25 protein-coding genes are annotated in these 23,715 nt (G+C 70.9%); 6 read left to right on the forward strand and 19 right to left on the reverse strand.

Annotation, left to right across the window (positions count from 1 at the left end; genetic code table 11):
* Positions 1 to 3: 3 nt before the first annotated feature.
* From ACGWYJ_RS09665 to ACGWYJ_RS09700, 8 genes are all read right to left on the reverse strand, one after another.
* Entirely contained in the window at positions 4 to 939 is a 936-nt protein-coding gene (locus ACGWYJ_RS09665) for an ABC transporter permease (protein ID WP_395105345.1), read from the reverse strand.
* Positions 936 to 1,991, reverse strand: a complete 1,056-nt coding sequence (locus ACGWYJ_RS09670) for an ABC transporter substrate-binding protein (protein ID WP_395105346.1) — start codon at positions 1,989 to 1,991, stop codon at positions 936 to 938. The genes ACGWYJ_RS09665 and ACGWYJ_RS09670 overlap by 4 nt, the downstream gene beginning before the upstream one ends.
* 162 nt (positions 1,992 to 2,153) lie before the next feature.
* The gene (locus ACGWYJ_RS09675; RefSeq protein ID WP_285697797.1) at positions 2,154 to 2,564 is read right to left on the reverse strand and encodes a MarR family winged helix-turn-helix transcriptional regulator; all 411 of its coding nucleotides are present in this window, start codon (positions 2,562 to 2,564) and stop codon (positions 2,154 to 2,156) included.
* Positions 2,565 to 2,810: 246 nt separating this feature from the next.
* Positions 2,811 to 3,638 carry an HpcH/HpaI aldolase/citrate lyase family protein gene (locus ACGWYJ_RS09680; RefSeq protein WP_395105347.1) on the reverse strand — a complete coding sequence of 276 codons (828 nt, stop codon included), beginning with the start codon at positions 3,636 to 3,638 and terminating at the stop codon, positions 2,811 to 2,813.
* Positions 3,631 to 5,100 carry a dihydroorotase family protein gene (locus ACGWYJ_RS09685; RefSeq protein ID WP_395105348.1) on the reverse strand — a complete coding sequence of 490 codons (1,470 nt, stop codon included), beginning with the start codon at positions 5,098 to 5,100 and terminating at the stop codon, positions 3,631 to 3,633. Before ACGWYJ_RS09685 ends, ACGWYJ_RS09680 begins: the two co-directional genes overlap by 8 nt.
* A complete protein-coding gene (locus ACGWYJ_RS09690; protein WP_395105349.1) occupies positions 5,097 to 6,542 on the reverse strand; it encodes an MmgE/PrpD family protein in 1,446 nt (481 codons plus the stop codon). Before ACGWYJ_RS09690 ends, ACGWYJ_RS09685 begins: the two co-directional genes overlap by 4 nt.
* Entirely contained in the window at positions 6,535 to 7,419 is an 885-nt protein-coding gene (locus ACGWYJ_RS09695; RefSeq protein WP_395105350.1) for a cyclase family protein, read from the reverse strand. The genes ACGWYJ_RS09690 and ACGWYJ_RS09695 overlap by 8 nt, the downstream gene beginning before the upstream one ends.
* A gap of 45 nt (positions 7,420 to 7,464) precedes the next feature.
* On the reverse strand, positions 7,465 to 7,662 hold the full coding sequence (locus tag ACGWYJ_RS09700) for a hypothetical protein (protein ID WP_395105351.1): 198 nt from the start codon (positions 7,660 to 7,662) through the stop codon (positions 7,465 to 7,467).
* A gap of 385 nt (positions 7,663 to 8,047) precedes the next feature.
* Here ACGWYJ_RS09700 and ACGWYJ_RS09705 point away from each other — a divergent pair, with 385 nt between their 5' ends.
* Positions 8,048 to 9,085 (forward strand): nitrilase-related carbon-nitrogen hydrolase, encoded by a 1,038-nt coding sequence (locus tag ACGWYJ_RS09705; RefSeq protein WP_395105352.1) that lies wholly within the window; start codon positions 8,048 to 8,050, stop codon positions 9,083 to 9,085.
* 21 nt (positions 9,086 to 9,106) lie between these two features.
* Positions 9,107 to 9,559 (forward strand): DUF3598 family protein, encoded by a 453-nt coding sequence (locus ACGWYJ_RS09710; RefSeq protein WP_395105353.1) that lies wholly within the window; start codon positions 9,107 to 9,109, stop codon positions 9,557 to 9,559.
* On the opposite strand, the gene ACGWYJ_RS09715 is transcribed toward ACGWYJ_RS09710, so the two are convergent.
* Positions 9,560 to 10,312, reverse strand: a complete 753-nt coding sequence (locus ACGWYJ_RS09715; protein ID WP_395105354.1) for a FadR/GntR family transcriptional regulator — start codon at positions 10,310 to 10,312, stop codon at positions 9,560 to 9,562.
* A gap of 124 nt (positions 10,313 to 10,436) precedes the next feature.
* Between ACGWYJ_RS09715 and ACGWYJ_RS09720 the strand changes: the two genes are divergently transcribed.
* On the forward strand, positions 10,437 to 11,930 hold the full coding sequence (locus ACGWYJ_RS09720; protein ID WP_395105355.1) for a class I adenylate-forming enzyme family protein: 1,494 nt from the start codon (positions 10,437 to 10,439) through the stop codon (positions 11,928 to 11,930).
* 32 nt (positions 11,931 to 11,962) lie between these two features.
* The gene (locus tag ACGWYJ_RS09725) at positions 11,963 to 13,192 is read left to right on the forward strand and encodes a DUF4437 domain-containing protein (RefSeq protein WP_395105356.1); all 1,230 of its coding nucleotides are present in this window, start codon (positions 11,963 to 11,965) and stop codon (positions 13,190 to 13,192) included.
* Positions 13,193 to 13,277: 85 nt separating this feature from the next.
* Here ACGWYJ_RS09725 and ACGWYJ_RS09730 read toward each other — a convergent pair whose 3' ends face one another.
* The 8 genes from ACGWYJ_RS09730 to ACGWYJ_RS09765 form a co-directional block, all read right to left on the reverse strand.
* A complete protein-coding gene (locus ACGWYJ_RS09730) occupies positions 13,278 to 14,009 on the reverse strand; it encodes an ABC transporter ATP-binding protein (RefSeq protein ID WP_395105357.1) in 732 nt (243 codons plus the stop codon).
* A 6-nt stretch (positions 14,010 to 14,015) separates the two neighbouring features.
* Positions 14,016 to 15,896 (reverse strand): ATP-binding cassette domain-containing protein, encoded by a 1,881-nt coding sequence (locus ACGWYJ_RS09735; RefSeq protein WP_395105358.1) that lies wholly within the window; start codon positions 15,894 to 15,896, stop codon positions 14,016 to 14,018.
* The gene (locus ACGWYJ_RS09740; protein WP_395105359.1) at positions 15,896 to 16,765 is read right to left on the reverse strand and encodes a branched-chain amino acid ABC transporter permease; all 870 of its coding nucleotides are present in this window, start codon (positions 16,763 to 16,765) and stop codon (positions 15,896 to 15,898) included. The genes ACGWYJ_RS09735 and ACGWYJ_RS09740 overlap by 1 nt, the downstream gene beginning before the upstream one ends.
* Positions 16,762 to 17,952 carry an ABC transporter substrate-binding protein gene (locus ACGWYJ_RS09745; RefSeq protein ID WP_395105360.1) on the reverse strand — a complete coding sequence of 397 codons (1,191 nt, stop codon included), beginning with the start codon at positions 17,950 to 17,952 and terminating at the stop codon, positions 16,762 to 16,764. The genes ACGWYJ_RS09740 and ACGWYJ_RS09745 overlap by 4 nt, the downstream gene beginning before the upstream one ends.
* Positions 17,953 to 18,143: 191 nt before the next feature.
* Positions 18,144 to 18,917 (reverse strand): IclR family transcriptional regulator, encoded by a 774-nt coding sequence (locus ACGWYJ_RS09750; protein WP_395105361.1) that lies wholly within the window; start codon positions 18,915 to 18,917, stop codon positions 18,144 to 18,146.
* 6 nt (positions 18,918 to 18,923) lie between these two features.
* Positions 18,924 to 19,268 carry a hypothetical protein gene (locus ACGWYJ_RS09755; protein WP_395105362.1) on the reverse strand — a complete coding sequence of 115 codons (345 nt, stop codon included), beginning with the start codon at positions 19,266 to 19,268 and terminating at the stop codon, positions 18,924 to 18,926.
* A gap of 36 nt (positions 19,269 to 19,304) precedes the next feature.
* On the reverse strand, positions 19,305 to 19,913 hold the full coding sequence (locus ACGWYJ_RS09760) for a cupin domain-containing protein (protein WP_395105363.1): 609 nt from the start codon (positions 19,911 to 19,913) through the stop codon (positions 19,305 to 19,307).
* Positions 19,910 to 20,881 carry a VOC family protein gene (locus tag ACGWYJ_RS09765; RefSeq protein ID WP_395105364.1) on the reverse strand — a complete coding sequence of 324 codons (972 nt, stop codon included), beginning with the start codon at positions 20,879 to 20,881 and terminating at the stop codon, positions 19,910 to 19,912. The genes ACGWYJ_RS09760 and ACGWYJ_RS09765 overlap by 4 nt, the downstream gene beginning before the upstream one ends.
* Positions 20,882 to 21,019: 138 nt before the next feature.
* Between ACGWYJ_RS09765 and ACGWYJ_RS09770 the strand changes: the two genes are divergently transcribed.
* The gene (locus ACGWYJ_RS09770; RefSeq protein WP_395105365.1) at positions 21,020 to 21,466 is read left to right on the forward strand and encodes a hypothetical protein; all 447 of its coding nucleotides are present in this window, start codon (positions 21,020 to 21,022) and stop codon (positions 21,464 to 21,466) included.
* A gap of 37 nt (positions 21,467 to 21,503) precedes the next feature.
* Here ACGWYJ_RS09770 and ACGWYJ_RS09775 read toward each other — a convergent pair whose 3' ends face one another.
* Positions 21,504 to 21,950 (reverse strand): YybH family protein, encoded by a 447-nt coding sequence (locus ACGWYJ_RS09775; protein WP_395105366.1) that lies wholly within the window; start codon positions 21,948 to 21,950, stop codon positions 21,504 to 21,506.
* Positions 21,951 to 22,082: 132 nt separating this feature from the next.
* On the opposite strand from ACGWYJ_RS09775, the gene ACGWYJ_RS09780 reads away from it, so the two are divergent.
* Positions 22,083 to 22,901 carry an IclR family transcriptional regulator gene (locus tag ACGWYJ_RS09780; protein WP_395105367.1) on the forward strand — a complete coding sequence of 273 codons (819 nt, stop codon included), beginning with the start codon at positions 22,083 to 22,085 and terminating at the stop codon, positions 22,899 to 22,901.
* 15 nt (positions 22,902 to 22,916) lie between these two features.
* On the opposite strand, the gene ACGWYJ_RS09785 is transcribed toward ACGWYJ_RS09780, so the two are convergent.
* Positions 22,917 to 23,630 carry a hypothetical protein gene (locus tag ACGWYJ_RS09785; protein ID WP_395105368.1) on the reverse strand — a complete coding sequence of 238 codons (714 nt, stop codon included), beginning with the start codon at positions 23,628 to 23,630 and terminating at the stop codon, positions 22,917 to 22,919.
* Between the last annotated feature and the right edge of the window lie 85 nt (positions 23,631 to 23,715).

Raw genomic sequence — 23,715 nt, forward strand, 5'->3', positions numbered from 1 at the left:
CTCCTAGCCCTGCACGCTCGGCCGCCAGCGGGTCAGATAGACCTCGATCGGCTTGAGCACCACGTACTCGATCAGCAGCAGGACCACGGTGAACGCGATCGTCCAGGCCAGCACCTGGGTCATGTTGAACAGGCCGAACCAGTAGTGCAGCTGGTAGCCGACACCGCTGGACAGGCCGATCAGCTCGACCACGGTGGCGATCTTCCAGGCGGTGCCCAGCGCGTACCGCAGCGCCGCCAGGATGTACGGCACCAGCTGAGGGATCACGATCTTGCGCAGGATCGAGGAACGGGAGAAGTGGAACGCCTCGCCCATGTGGACCAGCGAGGTGTCGATCGCCTTGACGCCCTGCCAGATGTTGATCGCCACGGCGGGGGTGGCGGTGACCCCGATCGCGATGATCGCGGCGAAGTCGTTCAGCCCGAACCACAGGATGGCCAGGATGCCGTAGACCACCGAGGGCACGGTGAACGCCACCATCACCCAGGAGTCCAGGAACTGCTCGCCGAACCTCGACAGCCCCATGATCAGGCCGATCATCAGGCCGGCGAGCACCGCGATCGCCATCCCGGCGACCACCCGCAGCACCGTCTTGTAGAGGTGGAAGTAGGTGGCGCCGTCCTGCACGTTGCGCCACAACGCCTCGCTCACGTCCACCGGGCCGGGCAGGACGCTCTCGCTGAAGAACAGCGACAGCACCCACCAGAGGGCGACCAGGCAGACCAGCGACAGCGCCCGGCGGCGCAGGCTCTGCATGGACCTCCGGGGCGGTGGCGCGATCTCCCCCAGCGCGGCCTTGGCGGGCGCGTCGCTCGCGAGCGGATCGTTCACCCCCGCCTCCGCGCGGTCGGCGGTCGCGGCGCCTTCCTTCGTCAGCAGGCCGTTCACCCTGTCGCGGGCGGCCTGACCCGGAGCGGTGCGCGTACGCCTCACGTTCATGACGGCGTCACCTGGAGGTCGGTGCGGAACAGGCCCTTGGGCACCTCGGACACGAACGCGTCCTCACCCAGCACCGGGATCAGCCGCTGGATCAGCGTGGTCTCCGCCTTGACCTGGGCGTCGTCCCACTTGGTGATGTAGCGGCTGCCGACGCGCTGCTTGAGCATCGCGGGCGCCCTCGGGTCGTCGATCTCGATCTGCTTGGCGTAGGAGGCCCAGATCGCGTCGTCCTTCTGCAGGAAGGCCAGCGAGTCGGCCAGCGCGCCGGAGAACGCCTTCAGAACGCCGCAGTGCTCCTTCGCGTAGTCGTCGTTGGACGCGAGCGTGACATGGCCGGGCGGGCGGCCGAACTTCTTGGTGTAGTCGTCGGCCATGTCCGAGAGCGCCCGGTACTTGCCGGAGAGCAGCGCCTTGACGGTGGCGGTGGTGCCCACCAGCGCGGCGTCCACCCGGCCCTGGTCCAGCAGCCCCAGCAGCGCCGAGTCGGGCGCGTCCAGGATGTCCACGTCCTTGCCGAGGTTCTCGATCCCGTAGGTCTCCCGGGCCACCACGGACTGGATGCCGAACGTGGCGCTGCTCCGGCCGCCGAAGGCGCCCAGCTTCTTGCCCTTCAGATCGGCGAAGGACGTGATGGGCGAGTCCTTGCGGACGAAGACGATGTTGGACGGGCCGGTGAGCACGTTGAAGATCACCGTGCCGCGGCCCCGGGCCCGTGCCACCGCCATCGCGGTGAGCCCGCCGAACCCGATGTCCACCACCTTCTCGCCGATGGCGGCGTGCAGGCCGGCGGGGTTCTGGAACTTCTTGATGTCGAGTTTGAGCTTGTACTTGTCGTCGAAGCCCTGGTTCTGCATCACGAAGGTGATCAGGTCCTGGGCGCCGGGCTGCACGCCGAGCCGCACCGTCTGGGTGCTGCCCGGCAGGCCCTCCGTGCAGGCCGTGGCCGCGCCGCCGCCCGCTCCCCCCTCACCGCAGGCGGCGAGGGCGGTGGTGGTGAGGCCGAGCGCGCACAGCGCCGCGAGGCCGGCCCGTAGCCGAGTGAAGTACCTCATGAGCGTTTCCTTTACGTCGGGCCGGGGCGCCGTCCGGTCATCGCGTGACCCGCGTGAGCGGGCGAGGCGTCCCGTCGGGGTGGTCTGACGAGTACGGATGAGGGACGAGGGCGTGGCGGGAGACGCCGTGTGCGACGTAGCGCGAAAGCGTGAGAGGGCCGGCTAGCCGGAGCGGTCCGCCTTGAAGTGGGTCGTGGCCGCGTCGTAGACGGACGCGAGCGTCTCGTGCAGGACCTCCCGGTGCTCTGGGGGAAGGTCGTTGATCAGGTCCTCCATGATCTTGCCGAGCGCCAGCTGCCCGGCCGTGCACGCCGAGCGCCCGAGATCGCTCAGCTCGAGATGGCGTTGCCGCCGGTCCTGGGGCGCGGGCCTGCGGATGAGCAGCCCGCGGCGGACGAGTCCGTCGAGGCTCTCCGACACCGTCGGCAGCGTCAGGTTCCCGTACGAGGCGAGCTCGGCCAGGGACGTCGTCCCCTTGCTCACCCGGTAGAGCAGCCGATGCTGGCGGTAGGTCAGCGGAATATCGAGCTGGCTGAGCACTTTGTTGGTCAGCCGATTCAGACGTGCCGCCACTACGACCAATAGATGAGCGGTCGGATCTATCTCGGGAATCTGCTCGTCATCGGTCACGAATTCCACGCTCCAGTGGCCGCCATGGGCGATACTTAGGGACCCATAGTGATCCGCGCCACGAGCGCTGTCAAGAGTGTGCCGCCCAGATACTTCGGTACCCATAGTGTCGGGGTGGGCGGTGGACCGGGTCACCCGCCACCGGGGGCGATCGCCGCCCGGTGGCGGGCCGGTATCAGATGGTGACCCTCAGGATCGGGTCGACAGGATGCGGCGGGCCATGCGGATCACGGCCTCGTCCACCATCCGGCCCTGGTCGTCCAGCAGAACGCCGGAGGAGGAATTCTCAAAGCGTTCGACAAGGGCGCGGGCCTTTTCCACCTCTTCCGGAGAGGGGGTGAACACCTCGTGCACCACGGCCACTTGGGCCGGGTGAATGCAGGCCCTTCCGTAAAAACCGAGACGGCGCAGCGCCTCGGTGGAGCGGCGCAGGAATTCGGTGTCCCGGAATTCCGTGCTGACCGGAGCCATCGGCGGGGCTATTCCGGCGGCGGCCGAGGCCAGCACCACCTGGGACCTGGCCCACAGGAGCTCGCGTTCATCCGGGCTCGGGTCAACGCCCAGGTCGGCCCGTAGGTCGGCTTCGCCCAACTGGAGGCGGACGACCCTCGGGGCCGCCGCCAGCGCGGGTGCGTCCAGCACCGCCTTGGCGCTCTCTATCAGCGGGGTCAACACCATCCAGGGGGCGTCGGACAACACCCGGTCAAGGGCCGCTATTTCCGCCGGAGTTTCCGCCTTGGCCAGGCACAGGCCGGTGACCGCGGGAAGGGCGACCGCGCGGGCGTCTTCCAGGCCGCGTTCGCCGGGATTGATCCGCACCCAGATTTGCGGCCGAACGGTGTCGGGCAGCCCTTTCAGCCACTCGGCCACCTGCTCCCTGGCCCGTTCCTTGGCATGGAGCGGGACGGCGTCCTCCAGGTCGACGATGAGGGAGTCGGCGCCCCTGTCCAGGGCCTTGGCCAGCATGGCCGGCCGATCGCCGGGCACGTACAGCGCCGACCTCGTGAGCTCAGTCATGGGCGTACGGGCGGGACAGGTAGCGGCCGATCCGGGATCCGGTGACCTTGCCGTCCGACAGGACGCGATGGCCCCGGACGAACGTGTCGGTGACACGGGCCGTCAGCTCGAAGCCCTCGAACGGCGTGTACTCCTGCGTGGACTCGGAGTCGGCCGCCCGCACCGTCCAGGTGTGGTCCGTGTCGACCAGGGCCACGTCGGCGTCGTAGCCGGGCGCGATGGTCCCCTTGCCGCGCAGGCCGTACCGCCTCGCGGGGTTCCAGGACGTCAGAGCGGCGATACGCCCGTACGACAGCCCCCGCTTGCGCCCTTCGCCCACCATCCCGGGCAGCAGGTACTCGGCGCCGCCGAAGCCCGACTTGGCGAGGAACACGTCGTCCCTGGGGTCGCCGAACTTCATCTCGTCCCGGCAGCAGGCATGGTCGCTGACGACCCAGTCGACCGTCCCGTCCAGGACGTACTCCCACAGCGCCTCGACGTCCTCCCGGGGACGCAGCGGCGGGTTGACCTTGCCGCCGATGCCGGACGCGGTGTCGATGTCGGCCAGCAGGTGCCCGACGGTCACCTCGCGGCGGAAGTCGATGTGCGGGAACGCCCGCGACATCCGCACGGCGGCGTCCACGGCCTTGCGGGACGACAGGTGCAGCAGGTTGATGGTCGGCAGGCCCGTCTCGTGCGCCAGGTAGGCCGCGATGGAGACGGCCAGCCCCTCCGAGTGCGGCGGGCGGGACGCGCTGTAGGCGGCCAGCCCGGTGAGGTCGCCGGCCTCCTCCACCAGCTTGGTGTAGGCCGTCATGATCTCGGCGGTCTCGCAGTGCAGCGACACCGAGATCTCGTCCGCCAGTTCCGGGAACCGCTCGCGGGCGGCCTGGGCGCCGCGCATCACGAACTCGAAGTGCGCGTAGTCGTAACGCTCGCCCTCCGGGATCATCAGGAACGAGCTCTGGTCGGACGAGCGGCCGTGCAGCCCGTGACCGCCGTAGAACATGAAGATCTTGAACGAGGTGACGCCGTGCCGCTCGATGAGGTCGGGGATCTCCTCGATGTGGCGGCTGGACATGGGCGCCAGGTGGAAGGCGTAGTCGACGTGCGCCCGTCCCCGCGCGGCCTCCAGCACCTCGGGGAAGAAGTCGGCGTAGTCGCCGCCCTTGTTGAGGTAGTACTGGCCGGTCCGCATGTAGGTGATGGCCGAGGTCACCCCGCCCTGCGCGCAGGCGCGGCTCTCGGACACGGTGTCGTCGGCGAGCGGGTTGTAGATGCCCCAGTGCTGGTGGGCGTCCACCACCCCGGGGAACGCCAGGCGGCCCTTGCCGTCGACCACCTCGGGGACGCCGTCGACCGGGATGCCGGGCGCGACCGTCACGATGCGCCCGTCGGCGATGCCGATGTCGGCGGGGGCCGGGTCGTCGGCGTCGTGGGTGACGACCCGGACGTTCTTGATCACAAGGTCGTGGGTGCTCACGGGGTCTCCTCCAGTTTCGCGGCTGCGAGCCCGGTCAACGGGCCGAGCAGGGATGCGGCGGCCCGCGGGAGCCCTTCCAGCTCGCGCACCCGCCGGACCACCGTGGCGGCGGCGTCCTCCGGCAGCCACCCGGCGGTGTTGTCGCCGAACTTGCGGATCAGCTCCGCGTCGGACAGGGGACGGTCGGGGCCGCCCCGGTTGGTGAGGACCTCGTGCCGCCACACCCGTCCCTCGGTGTCCCGGACGGTCAGCACCGCCGGGAACCGCATCGGGAAGATCTCGGTGCATCGCTCGTCGGCCACCACCTCGACCCGGGCCATCAGGGCGCGGCGGCGCGGGTCGCGGGCCAGCTCGTCGGTGTAGTCGGTCAGCGCGGCGCCCAGCCCGCCCCCGCCCAGCAGCCCGACCGCCACCGCGTACGGGCCGCTGAACTGGGCCTGGTAGCCGGTCTCCGGGGCGCGCTTGACCTCGATCGGCTGCCCGATCGTCCGGATGACCGGGGCCGGGACGCCCAGCGTCACCGACTCGACCTTCTCCGGCGGCAGGCCCTTCTCACGCAGCGCGATCGCGGCGTCCACGGCGGCGTGGGTGAAGTGGTTGGCCGGATACGGCTTGAAGAAGATCCCCGGAACGTGCCACTCGGTGCCGAGACCGCCGGTGATCTCCTTGGCGTCGAACCGGCCGCGCAGGAACGCCTCGAAGAAGCCGAACCGTCCCTCCAGCACGGTCGGCGGACCGGTGAAGCCGCGCCGTACCAGGTCGGCGGCCGTGACGGCGGAGTGCGCGGCCCAGCCGCAGTGCAGCCGCTTGACGGTGCCGCCGGTCCGGTTGGCCTCGATCAGCCCGGACGCCATGGACGCGGCGACGCCCAGGCAGTCCAGCAGCCGATCGCGCGGAAGCCCCATCAGGACACCCGCCGCGACGGCCCCGCCGAGGGCCCCGCAGATCGACGTGGCGTGCTGCCCGTGCTCGAAGAAGATCGAGTTGCCCGCCTCGGGGTCGTAGCCCGCCATGCCGATCCGGACGCAGATCTCAAGGCCGAGGGCGACGGCCCTGATGAGCTCCCGTCCGTCCGCGCCGGACACCTCGGCGGCGGCCAGCGCGGCCGGGACGACGCACGCGCTGGGGTGCAGGACGGACGGCAGGTGCGTGTCGTCGTAGTCCAGCGAGTGCGCCAGCACCCCGTTGGCGAGCGCGGCCTGCGCGGCCGGGACCTTGTCCGGGCCGCCGCCGACGACCTGGGCCTGCGCGGCGCCGCCCTGGTCGCGGACGTACTCGACGATGGCCCCGCTGGTGGGAAGGCCCTGCGAGGCCACGCACAGGCCGAGGATGTCCAGCACCCGCCAGCGGACGCTGTCCACGACCTCCGGAGGCAGGTCGTCGAAGGTCGTCTCGGCGGCGAACCGCGCCAGGACGACGGCGAGGGGCTCCTGCTCACCCATCGGCGCCCTCCCCGGTGCGGCCCACGAGGGCGAGCGGCCGGACGGGCGACCCGGTGGCGCCGACCAGCGGCAGCGGCGACAGCACGAACGTGAACTCGTGCACCCCGGCGGCGGCCAGGCCCTCCAGGTCGAGCGTCTCGATGATGTAGATGCCGGACTCCACCAGCAGCACCCGGTGGGCGGGCAGCAGGCTGTGGCCCTGGCCCGGCGGGAGGCACTCGAACGCGATGGTGTCGGCCCCGGCGGCGTGCACGTCGCGGCTCGCCAGCCAGCGCGCGCCGTCCTCCCCCACACCGGGGACGCCGCTGTCGGCGCCGACGTAGGTGGCGGGGTCCGGCGCGTCGAAGAGACGCCCCCAGCCGCTGCGGATCAGCACGACGTCGCCCGCACCCGGCGGGGTGCCCTGCCGCTCCACCGCCCGGTCGAGGTCGGCCGGGGTGATCTCGTAGCCGGGTTCGCAGGAGTCCAGCCCGAGCGCGGCCGGCACGTCCAGCAGCACACCACGGCGGACCATCGGCTCGATGGTGTGCACGCCGTGTTCCAGGTACCGGCCGCCCACGCCCGCCTGTGCCGCGTCGGCGCCGCCATGGAGCCGCCCGTCCTGGGACACGTGCGCCAGCGCGTCGATGTGCGTGCCGACATGCGTGCCCATGACGAGCATGTCGTTAGCGGCCGACGCTCCGTCCGCGCGGACCCGGTCGCCGTGCCTGCGCGGCAGCGTGTGCCAGTACGCCGGATGGTTGGGCGACTGCGGCATGCCGATGAACAGCGGGCGGCCCAGGTCGTGCACGTCCACGCCGCCGCGCAGCGCCTCCAGGAGCGGGTCCGCCGGGCCGCCGTGTCCGGCCCGTGGGAGCGCCCGCGTCGTTTCACTCACGTTCGTCTCGATTCTCGGTCGCTTGCGTTCATGCCTGCCACGGGCTCATGCCACGACGCGCCGCTCACGCAGCGCGTCGACCTCGGCCGAGGCCATTCCCAGCTCGCCGATCAGCACCTCGTCGGTGTCGGCGCCCGGCCCGCGGCCGGAGAAGCGGATGCGGCCCGGTGTCTCCGACATCCGCCACAGCACGTTCTGCATGAGCAGCTCGCCCAGGTCGGGGGCGGGGACCCTGGTCAGCATCCCGGTCTCGGCGGACCCGCCAGGATCGTCGCGATGTCGATGACCGGAGGCCCTGCAGGGGGCCGTCCCGGGGCTCGCCGATCTCGCCGCTCATCCGGTGGTCTCGGCGTCCCGCTCGCGGGCGCCGTCGATCGATCCTGGGCTGGCGGGTTGGCGGGTGGTCACACTTCCTCCAGAGCGATGCGCGGCGGCCGGGCCGGAGCCATGCCGGCCAGGCCGTTGTTCGGGTTCTTCTCGCCCCATGGCCCGTAGGTGATCCTCATGCAGTGAGCGGCCCCCCGAAAACCTAAAGGTCTGACTTTTCGGCAGTCAAGCCCTTGTGCGGGCGAGATATTCCGCTTAGCGTAACGGCGTTCCAATCCCCAACGGAAGGGGTGGTCGATCCGTGGACCAGAACGCGCCTCCCGCGGAACCCGCCTACCGGGCCCTCGCGCTCCAGACGAGGACCGAGGCCGTCAACGGCCTGTCGCCCGCCGAGGCGCGCGAGGCGATGGCCGCGTCCATCGCCCGGATCGGCGCCGAGGTCGCCGCCGCCAAGCGCTGGGTCGGCCCCGACCTGCGGCTGGTCGTCCTGCCCGAGTACGTGCTCAGCGGCTTTCCCATGGGCGAGCCGATCGAGCGCTGGCGGGACATGGCCGCGCTCGCCCCGGACGGACCCGAGTACGAGGCGCTGAGCGGCGTGGCCGCGAGCGAGGGCGTGTTCCTGTCCGGCAACGCCTACGAGACCGACCCGAACTTCCCCGCCCTGTACTTCCAGGCGTCCTTCGTCATCGACCCGTCCGGCGAGGTGGTGCTGCGCTACCGGCGCCTGCACTCGCTGTACTCGCCGTCCCCCTACGACGTGTGGGACCGCTACCTGGACCTGTACGGCATGGACGCGGTGCTCCCGGTCGCGCGGACCCGGATCGGCAACCTGGCCTGCGTCGCCTCGGAGGAGATCCTCTACCCGGAGCTCGCCCGCGCCCTCGCGCTGCGCGGCGCCGAGGTGTTCTGCCACTCCACGTCCGAGGTGACCAGCCCCGCCCTCACCCCCAAGGGGATCGGGCGGCGCGCCCGCGCCATCGAGAACCTCGCCTATGTCGTGTCCGCCAACAGCGGCGGGCTGCGCGGCATCCCGATCCCCGGCGACTCCACCTGCGGCGGCTCCGAGATCCTCGACTTCGAGGGACGGGTGCTGGCCGAGGCCGCCGGCGGCGAGAGCATCGTCGCCCACGCCGAGCTCGACCTGGCCGCGCTGCGCCGCACCCGTGTCCGTCCCGGCATGGGCAACCTGCCGTCCCGCGTCAAGACCGGCCTGTGGGCGGAGGAGTACGCCCGGCACGACGTCGAACGCCCGAACGGCCTGGACGGCGCCGCCCCCGAACGCGCGTGGTTCACCCGCAGGCAGCGCGAATCGATCGCCCGCCTGACCGACGACTCCTGACAGAGGGGAACGGGAACACCGATGGGATCGCTCCGCGAGGACATGCCGCTGCTCGCCCGGCACGAGGGCCGGTGGAAGGGCACCTACACCTACGTCGACGCCGAGGGAACGGTCACCGACCGGCACGAGTCGCTGCTGACCTGCACCCTCCCCGAGGGACAGGACCACGACTACCACCAGGTCAACGAGTACACCTGGCCCGACGGCCGCACCGAGACGCACGTCTTCCCCGGCGTCTACCAGGGCGGCGGACGCTGCGTGTTCGACACCGACCGGCTGCGCGGCGAGTTCTGGCAGCTCGACGACCAGGTCATCTACCTGACCTGGATGTACAAGGCCGAGGGCGAGGACCTGCGGCTGTTCGAGCTGATCCACCTCAGCGCGGACGGCCGCACGCGCAACCGGGTGTGGCAGTGGATCCGGGACGGCGTCTGCTACCAGCGCACCCTGATCAACGAGACCAGGATCACCTGATCATTCCGAGGCCCGCCGGGCGAGCGCGCGGGTGCGGTCGATGCTGGTGTAGGTCTCGCGCAGGTTCTCCAGGTGGGCGTGGCACGCCTCGCGGGCGCCCTGCTCGTCGCGCGCCTCGATCCGGTCGAGGATGTCGCGGTGGTCGCGGTCGACGCCGTACCAGAACCGGTCCGGGGCGTCCTGGCGCAGGAACCGCTCGTTGAGCACCCGGAACACCGGCTGTGTGAGGACCTCCAGGAACGGGTTGTCCGCCAGCTTCAGCAGGACGGCGTGAAAGTGCCGGTTCGGGGCGAAGATCTCGGCGGGGTCGACGGAGCCCGGGTCGAACAGCGAGCCCCGCAGCTCGGCCCGGCCCTCGTCGTCCGCGCGGACGGCGGCCAGCCCGGCGGCGGGCACCTCCAGCATCTCCCGGATCTCCAGCAGCCTGCCGACCGTGATCCGGGTGTCCGAGGCGAGCAGGTTGAGGCTGGTCGCGAGGTACTCGGTGATCTGGCCGGGCTGCGGGTAGGCCACGAAACTGCCACCCGCCACGCCGCGCGTGGTGGTGATGAGGTTCTGGCTCGCCAGCAGCCGCAGCGCCTCGCGCACGGTGCTGCGGCTGACCCCGTGCTCGGCCGACAGCTCGGGCTCGACCGGCAGCCGGTCGCCGGGCTTGTACTCCCCGGCGAGGATGCGGTCGCGCAGTTCGGCCGCGATCCCGGCGTAGGCGGGGAGCGGGGCGGTCGGCCGGTCGGGTCCTCTGGCGGCGGTCACACTGATCATCGTAAAGGTCAGACTTTCCAGCGGCCAGGCATTGACGCGCCCGCCCCGCACTCGGCAAGCTCTCTATAACGCAATACGGAATCTCATTCCGATAATCGGAACGTGGAGGTGACTCGTGGCGCTGTCCCCGGGCGGTGCGCCGCTCACCATGGCCGGTGGCGTGCGCGAATTCGCCGCCGCCACGCCGGGCACCGTCGCGGTGATCGAGGGCGAGCGCGGCCTGACCTACCGGGCGCTGGACGACCGCGCGAACCGGCTGGCGCAGGCCCTGCTCGGCCGTGGGTTGCGTCCCGGCGACCGCGTCGCCGTCCGGCTCGGCAACCGCCTGGAGTTCCCCGAGATCATCGCCGCCGCCGCCAAGGCGGGGCTGGTGCTCGTCCCCATCGGGACGCGCCTCACCGACGCCGAGTCGGCCTACATCCTGGAGCACTCGGGAGCCCGCGCCCACATCTCCGACGTCGAGCCTCCGGTGCCGGCCGACGTCGTCCTCCAGATCGGCGGGACGGGCGCGGCCTCGTACGAGAAGGCCCTGGAGGACGCGGCGCCCACCGACCCTATGGTGCCCGTGGACGAGAACGACCCGTGCTGCGTCTACTACACGTCCGGGACGACCGGTAAGCCGAAGGGCGTCCTCAGCAGCCACCGCGCCCGCACCCTGATGTGCTACCTGTCCGCGATGGAGTGGGGCCTGGGCGCGCGCCGCGTCAGCCTCGCCATCGCGCCGATGTACCACGGCGCCGGGATGGTGTTCGACTACGCCCCCATCGTCGCGGGCGGCACCGTGGTGATGCTGCCCAAGTGGGATCCCGAGCACATGCTCGCGCTCGCCGGGAAGCACCGCGCCCAGTCCGCGTTCCTCGTGCCCACACACGCGCAGGCGCTCCGCGCGTCGGACGCCGTACGGCGTTACGACGCCTCAAGCCTCGACACCCTGTACTTCAACGCCGCCGCCCTGCCCGCCGCCCTGAAGGAATGGGTGATGGAGGCGTTCCCGCACGCCGGGGTGCACGAGCTGTACGGCTCCACGGAGGCCGGCGTCGTCACCAACTGCCGTCCGCATGACGCCGACCGCACCGGGTCGGTGGGCCAGCCCTGGTACATGACGGAGATCCGGGTCGTCGACGAGGCCGGGAACCCCGTCGGCCCCGGTGAGCGCGGCGAACTGTTCAGCCGCTCCCCGTTCCTGATGAACGGCTACCTGGACGACGAGGCCGCCACGGCCGCGTGCACGACCGACGACGGCTTCCTCACCAGCGGCGACATCGTGGTGCGGGACGAGGACGGCTTCGTCTACATCGTCGACCGCAAGAAGGACATGATCATTTCCGGCGGCGTCAACATCGCGCCCCGCGAGGTGGAGGACGTCGTACGGGAGTATCCCGGCGTGGCCGACTGCGCCGTGGTCGGCCTGCCCGACGAGCGGTGGGGCGAGCGGGTCGCCGCGTTCGTCGTCCCCTTGCCGGGCGCCTCCATCGAGGCGGACGCGCTGGAGGCGCACTGCCGCGAGCGCCTGTCGGGCCCGAAGGTGCCCCGCGGCATCGAGCTTGTGGACGCCCTTCCGCGCAACGCCGCGGGCAAGATCCTCAAACGCGAGCTGCGCGACCGCTGATCACCATTCCGCTCATCTGAAAGAGGTATCCGTTGCGACCCCATGTTGAACTCATCCAGGAGGGCGACTACATCTGGCACGCCGCCGAGCTGGTCGGCGGCGAGGGCCGGGCCAGCGAGCGCCGGTTGTCGGTGGACGAGGAGGACGGCTCGTGCTCGCTGCGGATCGACTTCCACACCGACTGGGGACGCGGCCCCGGCATCCACCATGCCAACACCGAGTACTACGTCCTCGAAGGATCGATGACCTACAATGGGAAGGACATCGGCAAGGGCGGCTACGTCTACGCGCCCAAGGGCGTCCCCACCGAGGCCATCACCTTCAGCGAGGGCTCCCGGATCCTGCACTACCGCGAGTACGGTGACGCGGGCTTCGACCCCGTGGAGAACACCAAGGCGCCGCGCTGGAAGGACGCCCGCGAGGACGTCATCGTCATCGACAGCGAGGCGATGACGTGGGACGCCGTCCCCAACCCGGGCCCCATGCCCGGCCTGTTCATCAAGTATCTGCACGTGGACCCGGTGACCGGCTTCTACACCCGGCTCGTCCACGCCCAGGAGGGCTGGACCGACCACCGCCTCGCGCACCACCCGTGCTACGAGGAGGCGTACACCGTCCAGGGCCACATGGAGTACAACTTCGGCACCCTGGACCTCGGCACGTACTTCTTCCGTCCGGCCCGCGTGAAGCACGGCCACTTCACGAGCATGGAGGGCGGCGCCACCTGGCTGCTGCGCTCGGACGGCGAGCTGTTCAACTGGTACACGCAGTCGGAGTGGGTCCGCTGGGGCGGCGAGGCCATCAACTACGGCCCCGGCGGCGGGCGGATGCGCTGGTCGATGTCGTCCCACGACCTGGGCGTCGGCAGCCCGGGACGCAGCGAGCGCGACCTGGCCGACCTGCAAGCGTCCGTCCAGTACCAGCGCGACCAGGGCGAGATCGACGAGGACTACGTGCAGCACGGCACGGGCACCGACAAGAGCCTGCTGGCCATCGCCAAGGCCCTCGACGCCGCCCGCCTCCAGGACGGCCACGGTCACGACCACGAGCACGACCACGACCACGACCACGGGCCCGTGGACGCCGACTGGGGCGCCGACCCGGCCACCCTGGAGCACCCCGGCGACCGCACCGACGACCTCGCCCATGTCTGGGGCGCCGGCCGCGTCTGGAAGCAGGGCGACCCCATCCCCGCGCCCATCCTCTCCAGCCGTCCCATCCGCAGCCGCTCGGCGGGCCGCTGGAACGGCGACGGTATGTGAGAACGGCGGGGTCACCCCCTCCTCCACCTCGGGCTCCCCTTGAGCGACGGTCGCTCAAGGGGAGCCCGAGGTGTATCAGAGCGGGTCAGGCGGCTGGTTCGGCGCCCAGGTAGAGGGTCTTCACCATGGGGTCGGCCGCTATCTGGGCCGCGGTGCCCGAGAGGGCCACCCGGCCGCGCTCCAGGACGTAGGCGCGGTCGGCCAGGCGTAGGGCTATCAGGGCGAGTTGTTCCACCAGCAATACCGAGATGCCGCGTTCCTCGTGCAGGCGCTTGACGTAGGAGAACAGTTCCGCGGCCTTCAAGGGGGCCAGTCCCAGGGACGGTTCGTCCAACACCAGCAGCTTCGGTTCGCTCATCAGCGCGCGGCCCATGGCCAGCATCTGAGCCTCGCCGCCCGACAAGGTGCCGGCCGCCTGGTCCCGCCGTTCCGCCAGGCGCGGGAACAGGTCCAGTACCTCGTCCATCAGCTTCTGAGTGCGGGTGCGGTCGCGCCGCAAGGCGAAGCCGCCTAGTTGCAGGTTCTCCAGCACCGTGTGGTCCGGGAAGATCCGGCGGCCCTCCGGGACGTGGCCTATGCCCAGGCCCGCCCGGCGCCAGCCCGGTACGCGGGTGATGTCCTTCCCGGCGAACGACACCTTTCCGGCGGACGGCTTCAGCAGGCCCGACAGGACCCTGAGGGTCGTGCTCTTGCCGGCGCCGTTGGGGCCCAGGAGGACGACGAACTCGCCCTCTCCGACGGTCAGGCTCACGTCGTCCAGGACGCGGACGCCTCCGTAGCCCGCGCTGATTCCTGACAGCTCCAGCAACTCGCTCATGCGGTCCTACCTCTCTCGCTCGGGGCCGAGCGAGCCGTCCGCGGGGTCGGCTCCCCCGGGGGTGCCGGGTGCGGAGGTCGCCTCCACCAGGTCGGGGCGGCCCAGGTACGCCTCCAGGACCGCCGGATCGGACCGGACCTCCTCGGGAGTGCCGTCCGCGATCACCTTGCCGCTGTCCAGGACGGTCAGGCGGTCACAGACGTCCATGACGAAGCCCATGTTGTGCTCGATCAGCACCACCGCCAGGCCGTGGTCGCGGAACTCCCGGCACAGGCGTGCCAGCGCGTCGATCTCCGCCGGGACCAGGCCGGTGGCGGGCTCGTCCAGGATGAGGACCCGGGGGCCGGACGCCACGGCGCGCACCACTTCCAGGAGGCGCTTCTGGCCGTGCGAAAGGGAGCCCGCCGGCTGTTCGGCGCGTCCGGACAGGCCCGCGAACTCCAGGAGGCGAGTGGCCTCGGCGCGGGACGCGGCCTCGCGGCGCCGGTAGGCGGGGAGGCGCAGTACCGCTGAGAGGAGGCCGTACTTCTCACGGCCGCGCATTCCGGCCAGGACGTTGTCCATGACGCTCTGCTGCGCGAACAGGTGCGGGACCTGGAAGACGCGCGTGACGCCCCGCTCGGCGACCTCGAAGGGACGGCCGGGCGCGGGGACGCCGCAGATCAGCACCTCGCCCCTGTCCACCTTGTGGAAACGGGTCAGGCAGGACAGCAGCGTCGACTTGCCGGAGCCGTTCGGGCCGATGATGCCGTGCACGCTGCCCGCGGCCACCGAGATGTCGACGCCGTCGACCGCCTTGACGCCGCCGAAGTGCTTCATCAGGCCGCGTCCCTCCAGAGCGGGGACGTTCGGGTCCACGGCCTTCGGCAGGACCGACTCGGGAAGGTCCCCGGACGGCTCGTGGTCCTCGCCCGCTTCGGGACGGCCGAACCTGCTGCCACGCCACGTCCCCGCGACGCCCTTCGGGACCAGCATCATCGCCAGCAGCAGCGTGCAGCCCAGGAACAGCGTCGTGTAGCGGGCGTGGTCCTTGATGAGCTCGACGACGGTGGCGATGACCGCGACGCCCAGCACCGGGCCGGCGAGGGTGTTGATGCCGCCCAGGAACAGCCCGACGAAGAAGACCAGGCCGTTGTCCAGGATGCCGACGTCCGGGTTGATGAAGCCGAGCTGGAACGCGTACAGGCCGCCGGACAACCCGGCGATCGCGCCCGAGAGGGTGAAGACCAGGACCTTGGTGCGGGTGGGCCTGATGGCCAGGGCGGCGGCGGTGTCGGGGCTTTCCTTGACCGCCATCACCGCGCGTCCCACGCCGCTGCGGATCAGGTTGCGCTGGACGATGTACACCAGCACCAGCGCGGCCAGCGTCACGTAATAGAACTGCACCTTGCCCAGGCCGCCGGGCTGCACCCCCACGATCCCGTTGACGCCGCCGGTGACGGCGTCCCAGGTCTTGCCGCCCTCCACCACGATCAAGTTGGCGGCGAGCGTGATCATGCCGAAGTACAGGTACGTGGCGCGCAGGCTGACCGCCAGCACCAGGCCGGAGAACGCGGCGCCCAGCAGCATCGCCAGCGCCATCCCGGCGAACCACGGCAGGCCCGCCTTCACGGTGAGGTAGGCCGTGGCGTACCCGCCGAGCAGTTGCATGCCGGTGTGCATCATCGACAGCAGGCCGCCGTAGCCCATCGACAGGTTCAGCGAGATCGTCAGGATCGCGCTGATCGCGGCGGACGCGACGAGGCCGTTGTAATAGGAGGCGTTGTAGCTGTAGAAGTCGGTGATCGCGGGCCAGCACAGCAGCAGGACCAGGGCCACGCCGGTCAGGACGGCGGGCAGCCGCCGCATCGCCGTCGGCAGCCACCGCTGCGGGACACGGGCGTCCATCAGTGCGCCTCCATCGGCTTTCCGAACAGGCCGGCGGGGAAGGCCACCAGGATCAGCACCAGCAGCCCGAAGACGACGAACTCGCCGGTCGTGGCTCCCGCCAGCGAGCGCACGACCGTGTCCAGCAGGCCGACGATCAGCCCCCCGGCCAGCGCGCCGCGCGGCGAGCCGACGCCGCCGATCACCGCGGCGATGAACCCCTTGATGGTGAACAGGAGCCCGGCCGCCGGGCCGATGAACAGCAGCGGCGCGGCCAGCATGCCCGCCACCGCGCAGATCACCGACGCGATCACGAAGCTGAGCAGCACGACCCGGCCGACCGGGATGCCCATGATCACGGCGGCGTCGGCGTCGTGCGAGGCGGCCCGGATCGCGCGCCCGTAGGCGGTGCGGCGCAGGAACAGGTCGTAGCCGGCCATCACGGCGAGCGCGACGGCGATGGTGAGCAGTTGCTGCCAGGCCAGCCGCTGCCCGAGCACCTCCAGGTGCCCGGGGGCGAGCGGGCCCGGCCGCAGCGCGTCCTCGTCGAAGTAGCGCAGGGTGAACAGCGCCTGGAAGATCATCGCGGTGGCCAGGGTGGCGATGATCCAGGCGTACCGGGAGCCGGACAGCCGCACCGGCAGCATGATCATCCGCTCGCTGAGCAGGCCCATCGCCGCGCCCAGGAGAAGGGTGACCAGCACCGCCGCGAACCAGCCCCAGTGCCACAGCGCGACCAGTTGGTAGCCGACGGCCGCGCCGAGCACGATCGGCTCACCCTGGGCGAAGTTCAGCACCCTGGTCGGCTGATACACGATCGCCAGGGCCAGCGCGACCAGCGCGTACACCGAGCCGGTGAACAGCCCGTCGACCACGACCTGGACGCTCACTTGGGCGTGATCTCCTCGGTGTACCAGCCCTTGTCATCCTTGTTCCACTGGTACAGGTGCACCTTCTTGTAGAACTCGTGGTCGCCGCCGGGCTGGAGGGCGTTGCCGGAGGGGGTCTGCTCGGCCGGGACGTTCAGCTTCTCGATGGCGGCGGCCAGCGTGTCGGCGTCGGTGCTCTTGGTGGACTTGACGGCCTGCTCGAAGGCGAAAACGCAGTCGGCGGTGATGGCCGCGCCCTTGGGCGAGGTCGCGCCGGTCTTCGGCCCGACGTTCTTGCCGTACTTGGCCTCGATCGCCTCGATGTGCCTGCGGTAGCCCGGCAGCCACTGGGACCGGTCGAGACGCTGCGGGTACTGGTAGAGCGCCGCGGGGAACACCGCGCCCTTGGCCGCGTCGCCGGCGGCCTCGACGAACGAGATGTTCTGCATGCCCGAGCCGCCGCCGACGATCTTGCCCTTGAAGCCGACCTCGGACACGGCCGCCATCGTCTTCGCGCCGCTGGCGTTGCTGGACACCATGATGGCCCCGGCGTCCTTGAGCTTCTCGACGTAGGCGCGGTGGCTCTGGTCGTCGGTCCGGCTGACCTGCCAGCCCTTGTACTCGATGCCCGCCTGCGGCAGCATCTGCTTCAGCAGCGCGTCGGTGTTCTTGCCGGTGTCGTCGCCCTCGTAGACCAGGCCGAGGGACTTCACGCCCTCCTGCTTCAGCCAGTCCACGACCGCCTTCGCGTCGAGGGGCGCGGGGTCCTGCGAGCGGAAGCCGTACTTGAGGTCGGCGAAGCTGCCGGTGGAGACGGTGGGCTGGCAGTTGAGCTTCTTGCCCGACTCGTAGGAGCCCTTGGCCGCGTTGTAGAACGCGGTCAGGGAGGGGCCGATGACCAGCTTCACCGCGTCGTTCCCGACCATCTCGTTGGCCTGCTGGACGGCCTTGCCCGGGTCGAGGCCGGAGTCGCGCACGACCAGCTTGAGCTTCTGGCCGTTCAGCCCGCCGCTCGCGTTGATGCGTTCGATCTCCACGTTGATGGAGTTCTGCTGGGAGATGCCCAGCACCGCGAAGGCGCCGCTCATCGGGGCGATCAGGCCGATCTGGATGTCGGGCTTCGGGCCGGCGGCCTTGCCCGAGCATCCGGCAGCGGTCACGGCGAGGGCCGCCAGGCCCACGGTGATCCTTACGGCTGGTGTGCGCATCCTGCACCTCCGCTGAGGGCGTTCCTATTGCCGGAACGCAGTTCCGTTCCCGCTGGAAGCTATAGATGACCGGATCACACTGTCAATAGGTCCGACTTTTTCGGACGATGACGTTTTCGTTAAGCATGACCTGCGGGGACGCCGAGTGCCGTGTCCGCACCACGGCGGACACGGCACTCCGTGGCGATAGGTCAGTTCCCGCCCGGGGTATGCCCCATCAGCTCGGAGAGCCGCGCCGTCGCCGCGAGCAACGCCTCGGCGCACGCCTCCGCCTCGCCGCGGAACCGCTCGACCGGCCCGCACACGCTGACGACCGCGGCGGGCAGGCCGTGGTGGTCGAAGACCGGCGCGGCGACCGAGGCCGCGCCGGACTGCCGTTCGGCGAACGACCGGGCGTAGCCGAGCCGCCGGATCTCGGCCAGCTCCGCGCGCAGCGCGTCCGGCTCGACGACCGTCCGGTCGGTGACCCGGCTGAGGTGGTCGGCGTTCAGGTACTCGCTGATCTCGGGCTCGGTCAGGAACGCCAGGAACGCCTTGGAGGACGCCCCGGCGTGCAGCGGGAAGGGGACGCCGAGCGACACCGACATGATGACGTCGCGGTCGGGCGTCACCTGGTCGACGTAGACGCGCTGCGCGCCGACCCGGGTCGACAGCGTCGCGGTCTCCCCGGTCGCGTGGCACAGCGCGACCAGCTCCGGCGCCGCCAGGCGCCGCACGTCGATGTGGTCGAGGTAGGTCAGGCCGAGCCGCATCGCGGTCAGCCCGAGCGCGTACTTGCGGGTCTGCCCGTCCACTTCGACGAGCCGGCGGCTGCGCAGCGAGGTGAGGATGCGGTGGACGGCCGGCTTGGACATCCCGAGCGTGTCGGCGATCTCGGTGACGCCCAGCGTCCTGGTGCCCGCCTCGGCGAACAGCACCAGCACGTCGGCCGCCCGCTCCACCGTCGAGCGGGTGGTCTGCGACATGGCTGGTCAGTTCCTCCGCAGGCCGATGGGCACGGGCGGGTCGGTGACGATACGGGTGTCCAGGAACTCCCACCAGTCGTCCTGGGTGACGCGCTCGCCCTCCCATTCGGCGTCGGCCTTGAGCGTGCCGAGCGCGGCGCGGTAGGCGCCCCACGCGGCCTCGTCCTCGAAGGCGGCCCAGTTCTCGATGGTGTAGACGTCCCCGATCACGCTGTAGTACCAGCGGACCTCCTTGACCATCGGGAGGTCGCGGTAGAACCAGCGCTCGCGGTCCTCCAGCCACGCCCAGAACTGCTTCTGGTTGCGGCGGGCCCGCTCGCTCAGCTTCATCCGGTAGACCAGGTAGATCATGCGCAGCCCTCCAATGTTCCTTTATGTGTGATGCCGTTACGATCCGTGAGATGGTAGGCCGAGGTGGACGACGGCCCGTCCGGGACGCCTCGCGACCGGCTCGCCCGGCCCGTACGCCGACCAGCGCGGACCGTCCAGGAACAGCACCCGCGCGGGCGAGGTGAACGCGGCGGGCACCCGCTCATAGAGCCGGGTCCGGCTCGACTCGCCGGAGCGCAGCGGCAGCCCGCCCTCGGGTATCGGCACCGTGAGCAGCGGGGTGACCTCGCCGGTCGGCGCGGACCCCGGGGCGTCCACCCAATCGGGGACACCGGAGAACCAGGCCAGCGCCAGTGCCCCGGTCTCCGTCCGGGAGCCGTGCCGGGTGGCGCCCGCCGGAATCCAGCCGTGGTCGCCCGGCCCGTACTCCACCCCCGAAACGGTGAGGCCGCCCTCAAGGACGACGAACTCCTCGCCCACCAGGTAGTGACCCGCGTCCGGACGGCTCCAGCCCGGCGGGAAGCGGACCAGCGACGTGGACGACCCGTCCGACCGGTCCACCTCCAGCCGCAGCAACCGCACCGGCGGAGCGGACGAGGGGATCGTGAACGACCGCCATGGCAGCTCCGCCGCGGCCGGGTCCACGTCCGTGAAGTACAGGCTCATGCGCGGGACTCGTACAGGGTCACCGAGATCCCGTTCGGGGTGGTGACGGACGCGGCGGCGGCCTTGCCGTGCAGCGGGTCGTCGGTCTCCACCGGCTCGCCGGACACCTCGCCGCCCGTCCGGCGGACGGCGTCGAGCGCGGCGCCGAGGTCACGGGTGCGCACCGTCCACCCGCTGTGCCCGAGCGACCGGCCGGGACGCTGGACGGGCCGCAGGTCGGCGCGGTGGTCGCCCTCCGCGCAGGTCACCTCGATGCGCGCGGTCCTCTCGCCCGCGAGGAACGCCAGCCGCATGCGGGTGCCGGGCGGCAGGTCGGCGACGGTGTCGAAGCCGGGCGAGGAGAAGGTCACGTCGTACCAGAGCGCCATGCCCAGCCCGTCCGGCCCCCAGAACGCGACCTCGGCGTCCACGTCGGGCACGTGGCAGACGACCGAGGTCAGCTCGGTGAACATGCGGCCGGGATCGGCCTCCCACGCCGCGGTCCCGCGCGCCGCCGCGGGCTGGACGAACACCACGGCCGTTCCGTCGGGCGCCGGGCACACGCCCTGGGTGACCATGACCTCCTTCCCGCCCACGGCCACGCCGTAGGTGGCGGGCGGGCTCGTCCAGGAGATCCCGGCGGCGGCGCACCGGGCGTGCGCGTCCTCGATGTCGCGGGCGTACATGTCGATGCCGATCAGGCCGCGGTCGAGGTTGTGCGGCCGGCCCGCGGGGGCGACGGGTTCGGGGACCCGGACCAGATGGACGCGGCCGGTCCCGGCTCCGGCCGCGGTGAGCGCCACGGCGTCGACGTCCCGGGGTCCGGTGCCCCACAGCGCGTCCGCGACCGCGGCCGGGACGACGCCCTCCGCGGCCACCTCGTAGCCGAGCCGGTGGCCGAAGAACTCCAGATGGGGACGGAAGGCGGCGACCCCGATGACCGCCCCGGTGATGCCCTCGACCAGCGGGGCCGAACCCTGATCGCGCACAAGCGAACCCTTCTGTTCCTTTTTGCGGAATGGTGTTCCGACTTTGTGATCGTTGACGCTAGGCTCCGGCCGTCGGCCTGTCAACATCCCCGCGCGGGCCCCGACGACCACGCGGGCCCCCGATGACCAGGAGGAACCATGCGCGCCGGAGTCCCGGGCATGCCCATCAACGCCAAGCACCTCGGCGAGTGGCGGGGCGAGTACATCCATCTCGACGCCGAGGGCGCCGTCGTCGACCGGCACGCCTCGCACCTGAAGTGCTGGGTACCGGACGACGGCTCGTACGACATCGTCCAGATCAACACCTACACCTGGGCGGACGGCCGGGTGCGGGCGCTGGAGTTCGGCGGCCGGCTCGACGGCGGGGTCTGCCGCTTCGACAACGACCGGATCATCGGCGAGATGAGCCAGGTGGACGACCAGGCGATCGTCCTGACCTGGTCCTACAAGGACGACCCGGACAACTACCTGTACGAGCTGATCCAGCTCTCGCGGGACGGGCGGCACAAGTGCCGCACCTGGCACTGGATGGACGCCGACCGCCTGGTCAAGCGCACGATCATCAACGAGTTCAAGGTCGCCTGACCCGTCCCACGGCGCGCCGGCCACGGGCCGGTACGGGTCAGCTCGGGGCGCCCAGGGGACGGGCGCCGTCCGGCCACCAGTCGCCGGCGCCGTAGGGGTCGGCGAGCGGCTGGGAACCGTGCTCGTGCACGACGCGCCAGCGCTCGCCCTCCCGGCGCACCAGCCAGCTCATCCGCATGCGCAGCCGCCCGTCCTTGCCGTCACCGTGGACGTCGTAGTCGATGACCCCGGCGACCTGTGCGAGCGTGTCGGACTCGAACAGGTACGGGCCCTCGATCCAGCGGAAGCCATCGATCCGTATCGGCGCCTCGAAGTACGCGCGCCAGCCCCGCTCGATGCGGTCGCCGCCCCGGGTCGTCCAGCGCGGCCCCTCAGGGAAGACGTAGGCGTCGGGCTCGGCGGAGAACGCGTCGAGCACGGCGTCGAGGTCCCGGTCGATGACGGCTTGCAGCATTCCCTCGACGGCTGCGAGCGGAGTCCCCATGGCATTCTCCATCAGATCGTGTCCCGCGAAGCGGAACGGTTTTACACTGGTGAAACGGGCCGTGATCGCGCGCGCCTGCTCCGTGTTCCGGTTCGGCCGGTGACAGCTCGGGATCGGGAAGGATCCACCCCAATGACCAGCACCGCTGACGTCGGCGAGGTTTCCGTGCCCAAGCAGGAACGGAACGGCGGGCAGACGACGGCCACGGTGGAGCGCGCGGCCGACGTCCTGATGTTCTTCGCCGAGCAGCGGTCGCAGACCCTCGGTGTCACGGAGGTCGCCAAAGCGCTCAAGCTGTCCAAGGCCGCCGTGCACCGCATCCTCACGTCGCTGCGCCGGCACGGGCTGATCGAGCTGGACGAGTCGTCGCGGCGGTACTCGCTCGGCATCGGCGCGATGAAGCTCGGCATGGCGTACCTGGAGCGGATGGACGTGCGGACGGTCGCGCGTCCCGAGCTGGTCGCGCTGTCGGAGCGCACGGTCGAGACCGCGACGCTGTCGGTGCGTTCCGGCTGGACGCGCTCCTACATCGACCAGGTGACGCCCCGCCGCGAGCTCATCATGTCGGTGACGCTGGGCGTCCCCTATCCGCTGCACGCGGGCGCGTCCTCCAAGGCGTTCCTGGCGTTCCTGTCGGACGAGGAGATCGAGCACTACCTGTCGCAGCCGTCGCTGGAGCAGCTCACCCCGGCCACCATCGCCAACGTCCCCCGGTTGCGGCGCGAGATCGAGGAGATCCGTGCCCGCGGCTACGCCCGTTCCACTGCCGAACGGCAGGCGGGCGCGGCGTCCGTGGCCGCCCCGATCCTGGACCAGAGCGGGCGGCCGATCGCCGTCGTGAGCGTCAGCGGCCCGATCGAGCGGTTCCTTGAGGACGCCGACGCCCACGCCGCCGCGCTGCTGCGCACGACGCGCCTGCTGTCGGAGCGCTTCGGTCATCGTCCGGAGTGAGCGTGCCATCCGGGTTCAGTACGCGGTGGTGCCGGGCTTGACCACGCCGAGCACCGCGGCGACGACCACCAGTGCCCAGATGAGCAGGACATAGGGGATGCTGCCCTGGACGGCTCCCCGGATGTCGCGTTCGACCTCCGGGCTGCTTCCCTTGGCGAGCAGCGTGCCCCAGGCGGCGCCGAACGGCCGCAGCTTGACCCGGATCATCAGGCCCCCGGCGATGCACAGCGCGTACGCGGCGACCTTGCCGGCGAGCCACTTGGGGTTGGACGTGACGCCGAACGGCTCCTCCGCCACGAAGGTGTAGGCGGCGGTGCCGAGCAGGCCTGCGACGAGCGCGCCTCGTACGGCGAAGTCGGTGCGGTGGACGGCGTCGCCGAACCGGCCGGGCCGCCTTCGGTAGTCGGCGATGACCAGCCCCAGCCAGGCGAGCGACAGCACCCACACGGCGGCCAGCGGCCAGCCGTAGAACAGGTCGCGGCCCAGCTCGTCGGCGGCCATCAGCGTGACGCCGCTCGGCAGGAACAGCACCAGGCAGATCCGCGGTGACATGTCCACCACGTGCATGACCTTCACGGCGACACCCCGCGCCTCGGCGGACAGCTCCGGCTTGAGGATGAACCGGCTGGAGTAGAAGACGCCCAGGTCACCGCCCAGCCAGTAGGCGAACAGGATGATGTGCAGCAGGATCGCCCAACTGTGCAGCGTCCAGCCGTGCGTGCCGACCACGGGTCCTCCGTCATGGCGCTAAAACGTCAGACTTATTCGTACCATCATTCTCCTCCCGGCGGAACATCGTTACATTAATCGGAAC

The sequence above is a fragment of the Actinomadura sp. SCN-SB genome (genome assembly GCF_043906805.1).
Classification (GTDB): domain Bacteria; phylum Actinomycetota; class Actinomycetes; order Streptosporangiales; family Streptosporangiaceae; genus Spirillospora.

Excerpts from the sequence above, each read along its gene's own strand:
- ACGWYJ_RS09665 (WP_395105345.1), bottom strand. The coding sequence starts at position 939 with ATGAACGTGAGGCGTACGCGCACCGCTCCGGGTCAGGCCGCCCGCGAC.
- ACGWYJ_RS09670 (WP_395105346.1), bottom strand. The coding sequence starts at position 1,991 with ATGAGGTACTTCACTCGGCTACGGGCCGGCCTCGCGGCGCTGTGCGCG.
- ACGWYJ_RS09680 (WP_395105347.1), bottom strand. The coding sequence starts at position 3,638 with ATGACTGAGCTCACGAGGTCGGCGCTGTACGTGCCCGGCGATCGGCCG.
- ACGWYJ_RS09690 (WP_395105349.1), bottom strand. The coding sequence starts at position 6,542 with ATGGGTGAGCAGGAGCCCCTCGCCGTCGTCCTGGCGCGGTTCGCCGCC.
- ACGWYJ_RS09700 (WP_395105351.1), bottom strand. The coding sequence starts at position 7,662 with ATGCTGACCAGGGTCCCCGCCCCCGACCTGGGCGAGCTGCTCATGCAG.
- ACGWYJ_RS09710 (WP_395105353.1), top strand. The coding sequence starts at position 9,107 with ATGGGATCGCTCCGCGAGGACATGCCGCTGCTCGCCCGGCACGAGGGC.
- ACGWYJ_RS09730 (WP_395105357.1), bottom strand. The coding sequence starts at position 14,009 with ATGAGCGAGTTGCTGGAGCTGTCAGGAATCAGCGCGGGCTACGGAGGC.
- ACGWYJ_RS09735 (WP_395105358.1), bottom strand. The coding sequence starts at position 15,896 with ATGGACGCCCGTGTCCCGCAGCGGTGGCTGCCGACGGCGATGCGGCGG.
- ACGWYJ_RS09745 (WP_395105360.1), bottom strand. The coding sequence starts at position 17,952 with ATGCGCACACCAGCCGTAAGGATCACCGTGGGCCTGGCGGCCCTCGCC.
- ACGWYJ_RS09750 (WP_395105361.1), bottom strand. The coding sequence starts at position 18,917 with ATGTCGCAGACCACCCGCTCGACGGTGGAGCGGGCGGCCGACGTGCTG.
- ACGWYJ_RS09755 (WP_395105362.1), bottom strand. The coding sequence starts at position 19,268 with ATGATCTACCTGGTCTACCGGATGAAGCTGAGCGAGCGGGCCCGCCGC.
- ACGWYJ_RS09760 (WP_395105363.1), bottom strand. The coding sequence starts at position 19,913 with ATGAGCCTGTACTTCACGGACGTGGACCCGGCCGCGGCGGAGCTGCCA.
- ACGWYJ_RS09770 (WP_395105365.1), top strand. The coding sequence starts at position 21,020 with ATGCGCGCCGGAGTCCCGGGCATGCCCATCAACGCCAAGCACCTCGGC.
- ACGWYJ_RS09775 (WP_395105366.1), bottom strand. The coding sequence starts at position 21,950 with ATGGGGACTCCGCTCGCAGCCGTCGAGGGAATGCTGCAAGCCGTCATC.
- ACGWYJ_RS09780 (WP_395105367.1), top strand. The coding sequence starts at position 22,083 with ATGACCAGCACCGCTGACGTCGGCGAGGTTTCCGTGCCCAAGCAGGAA.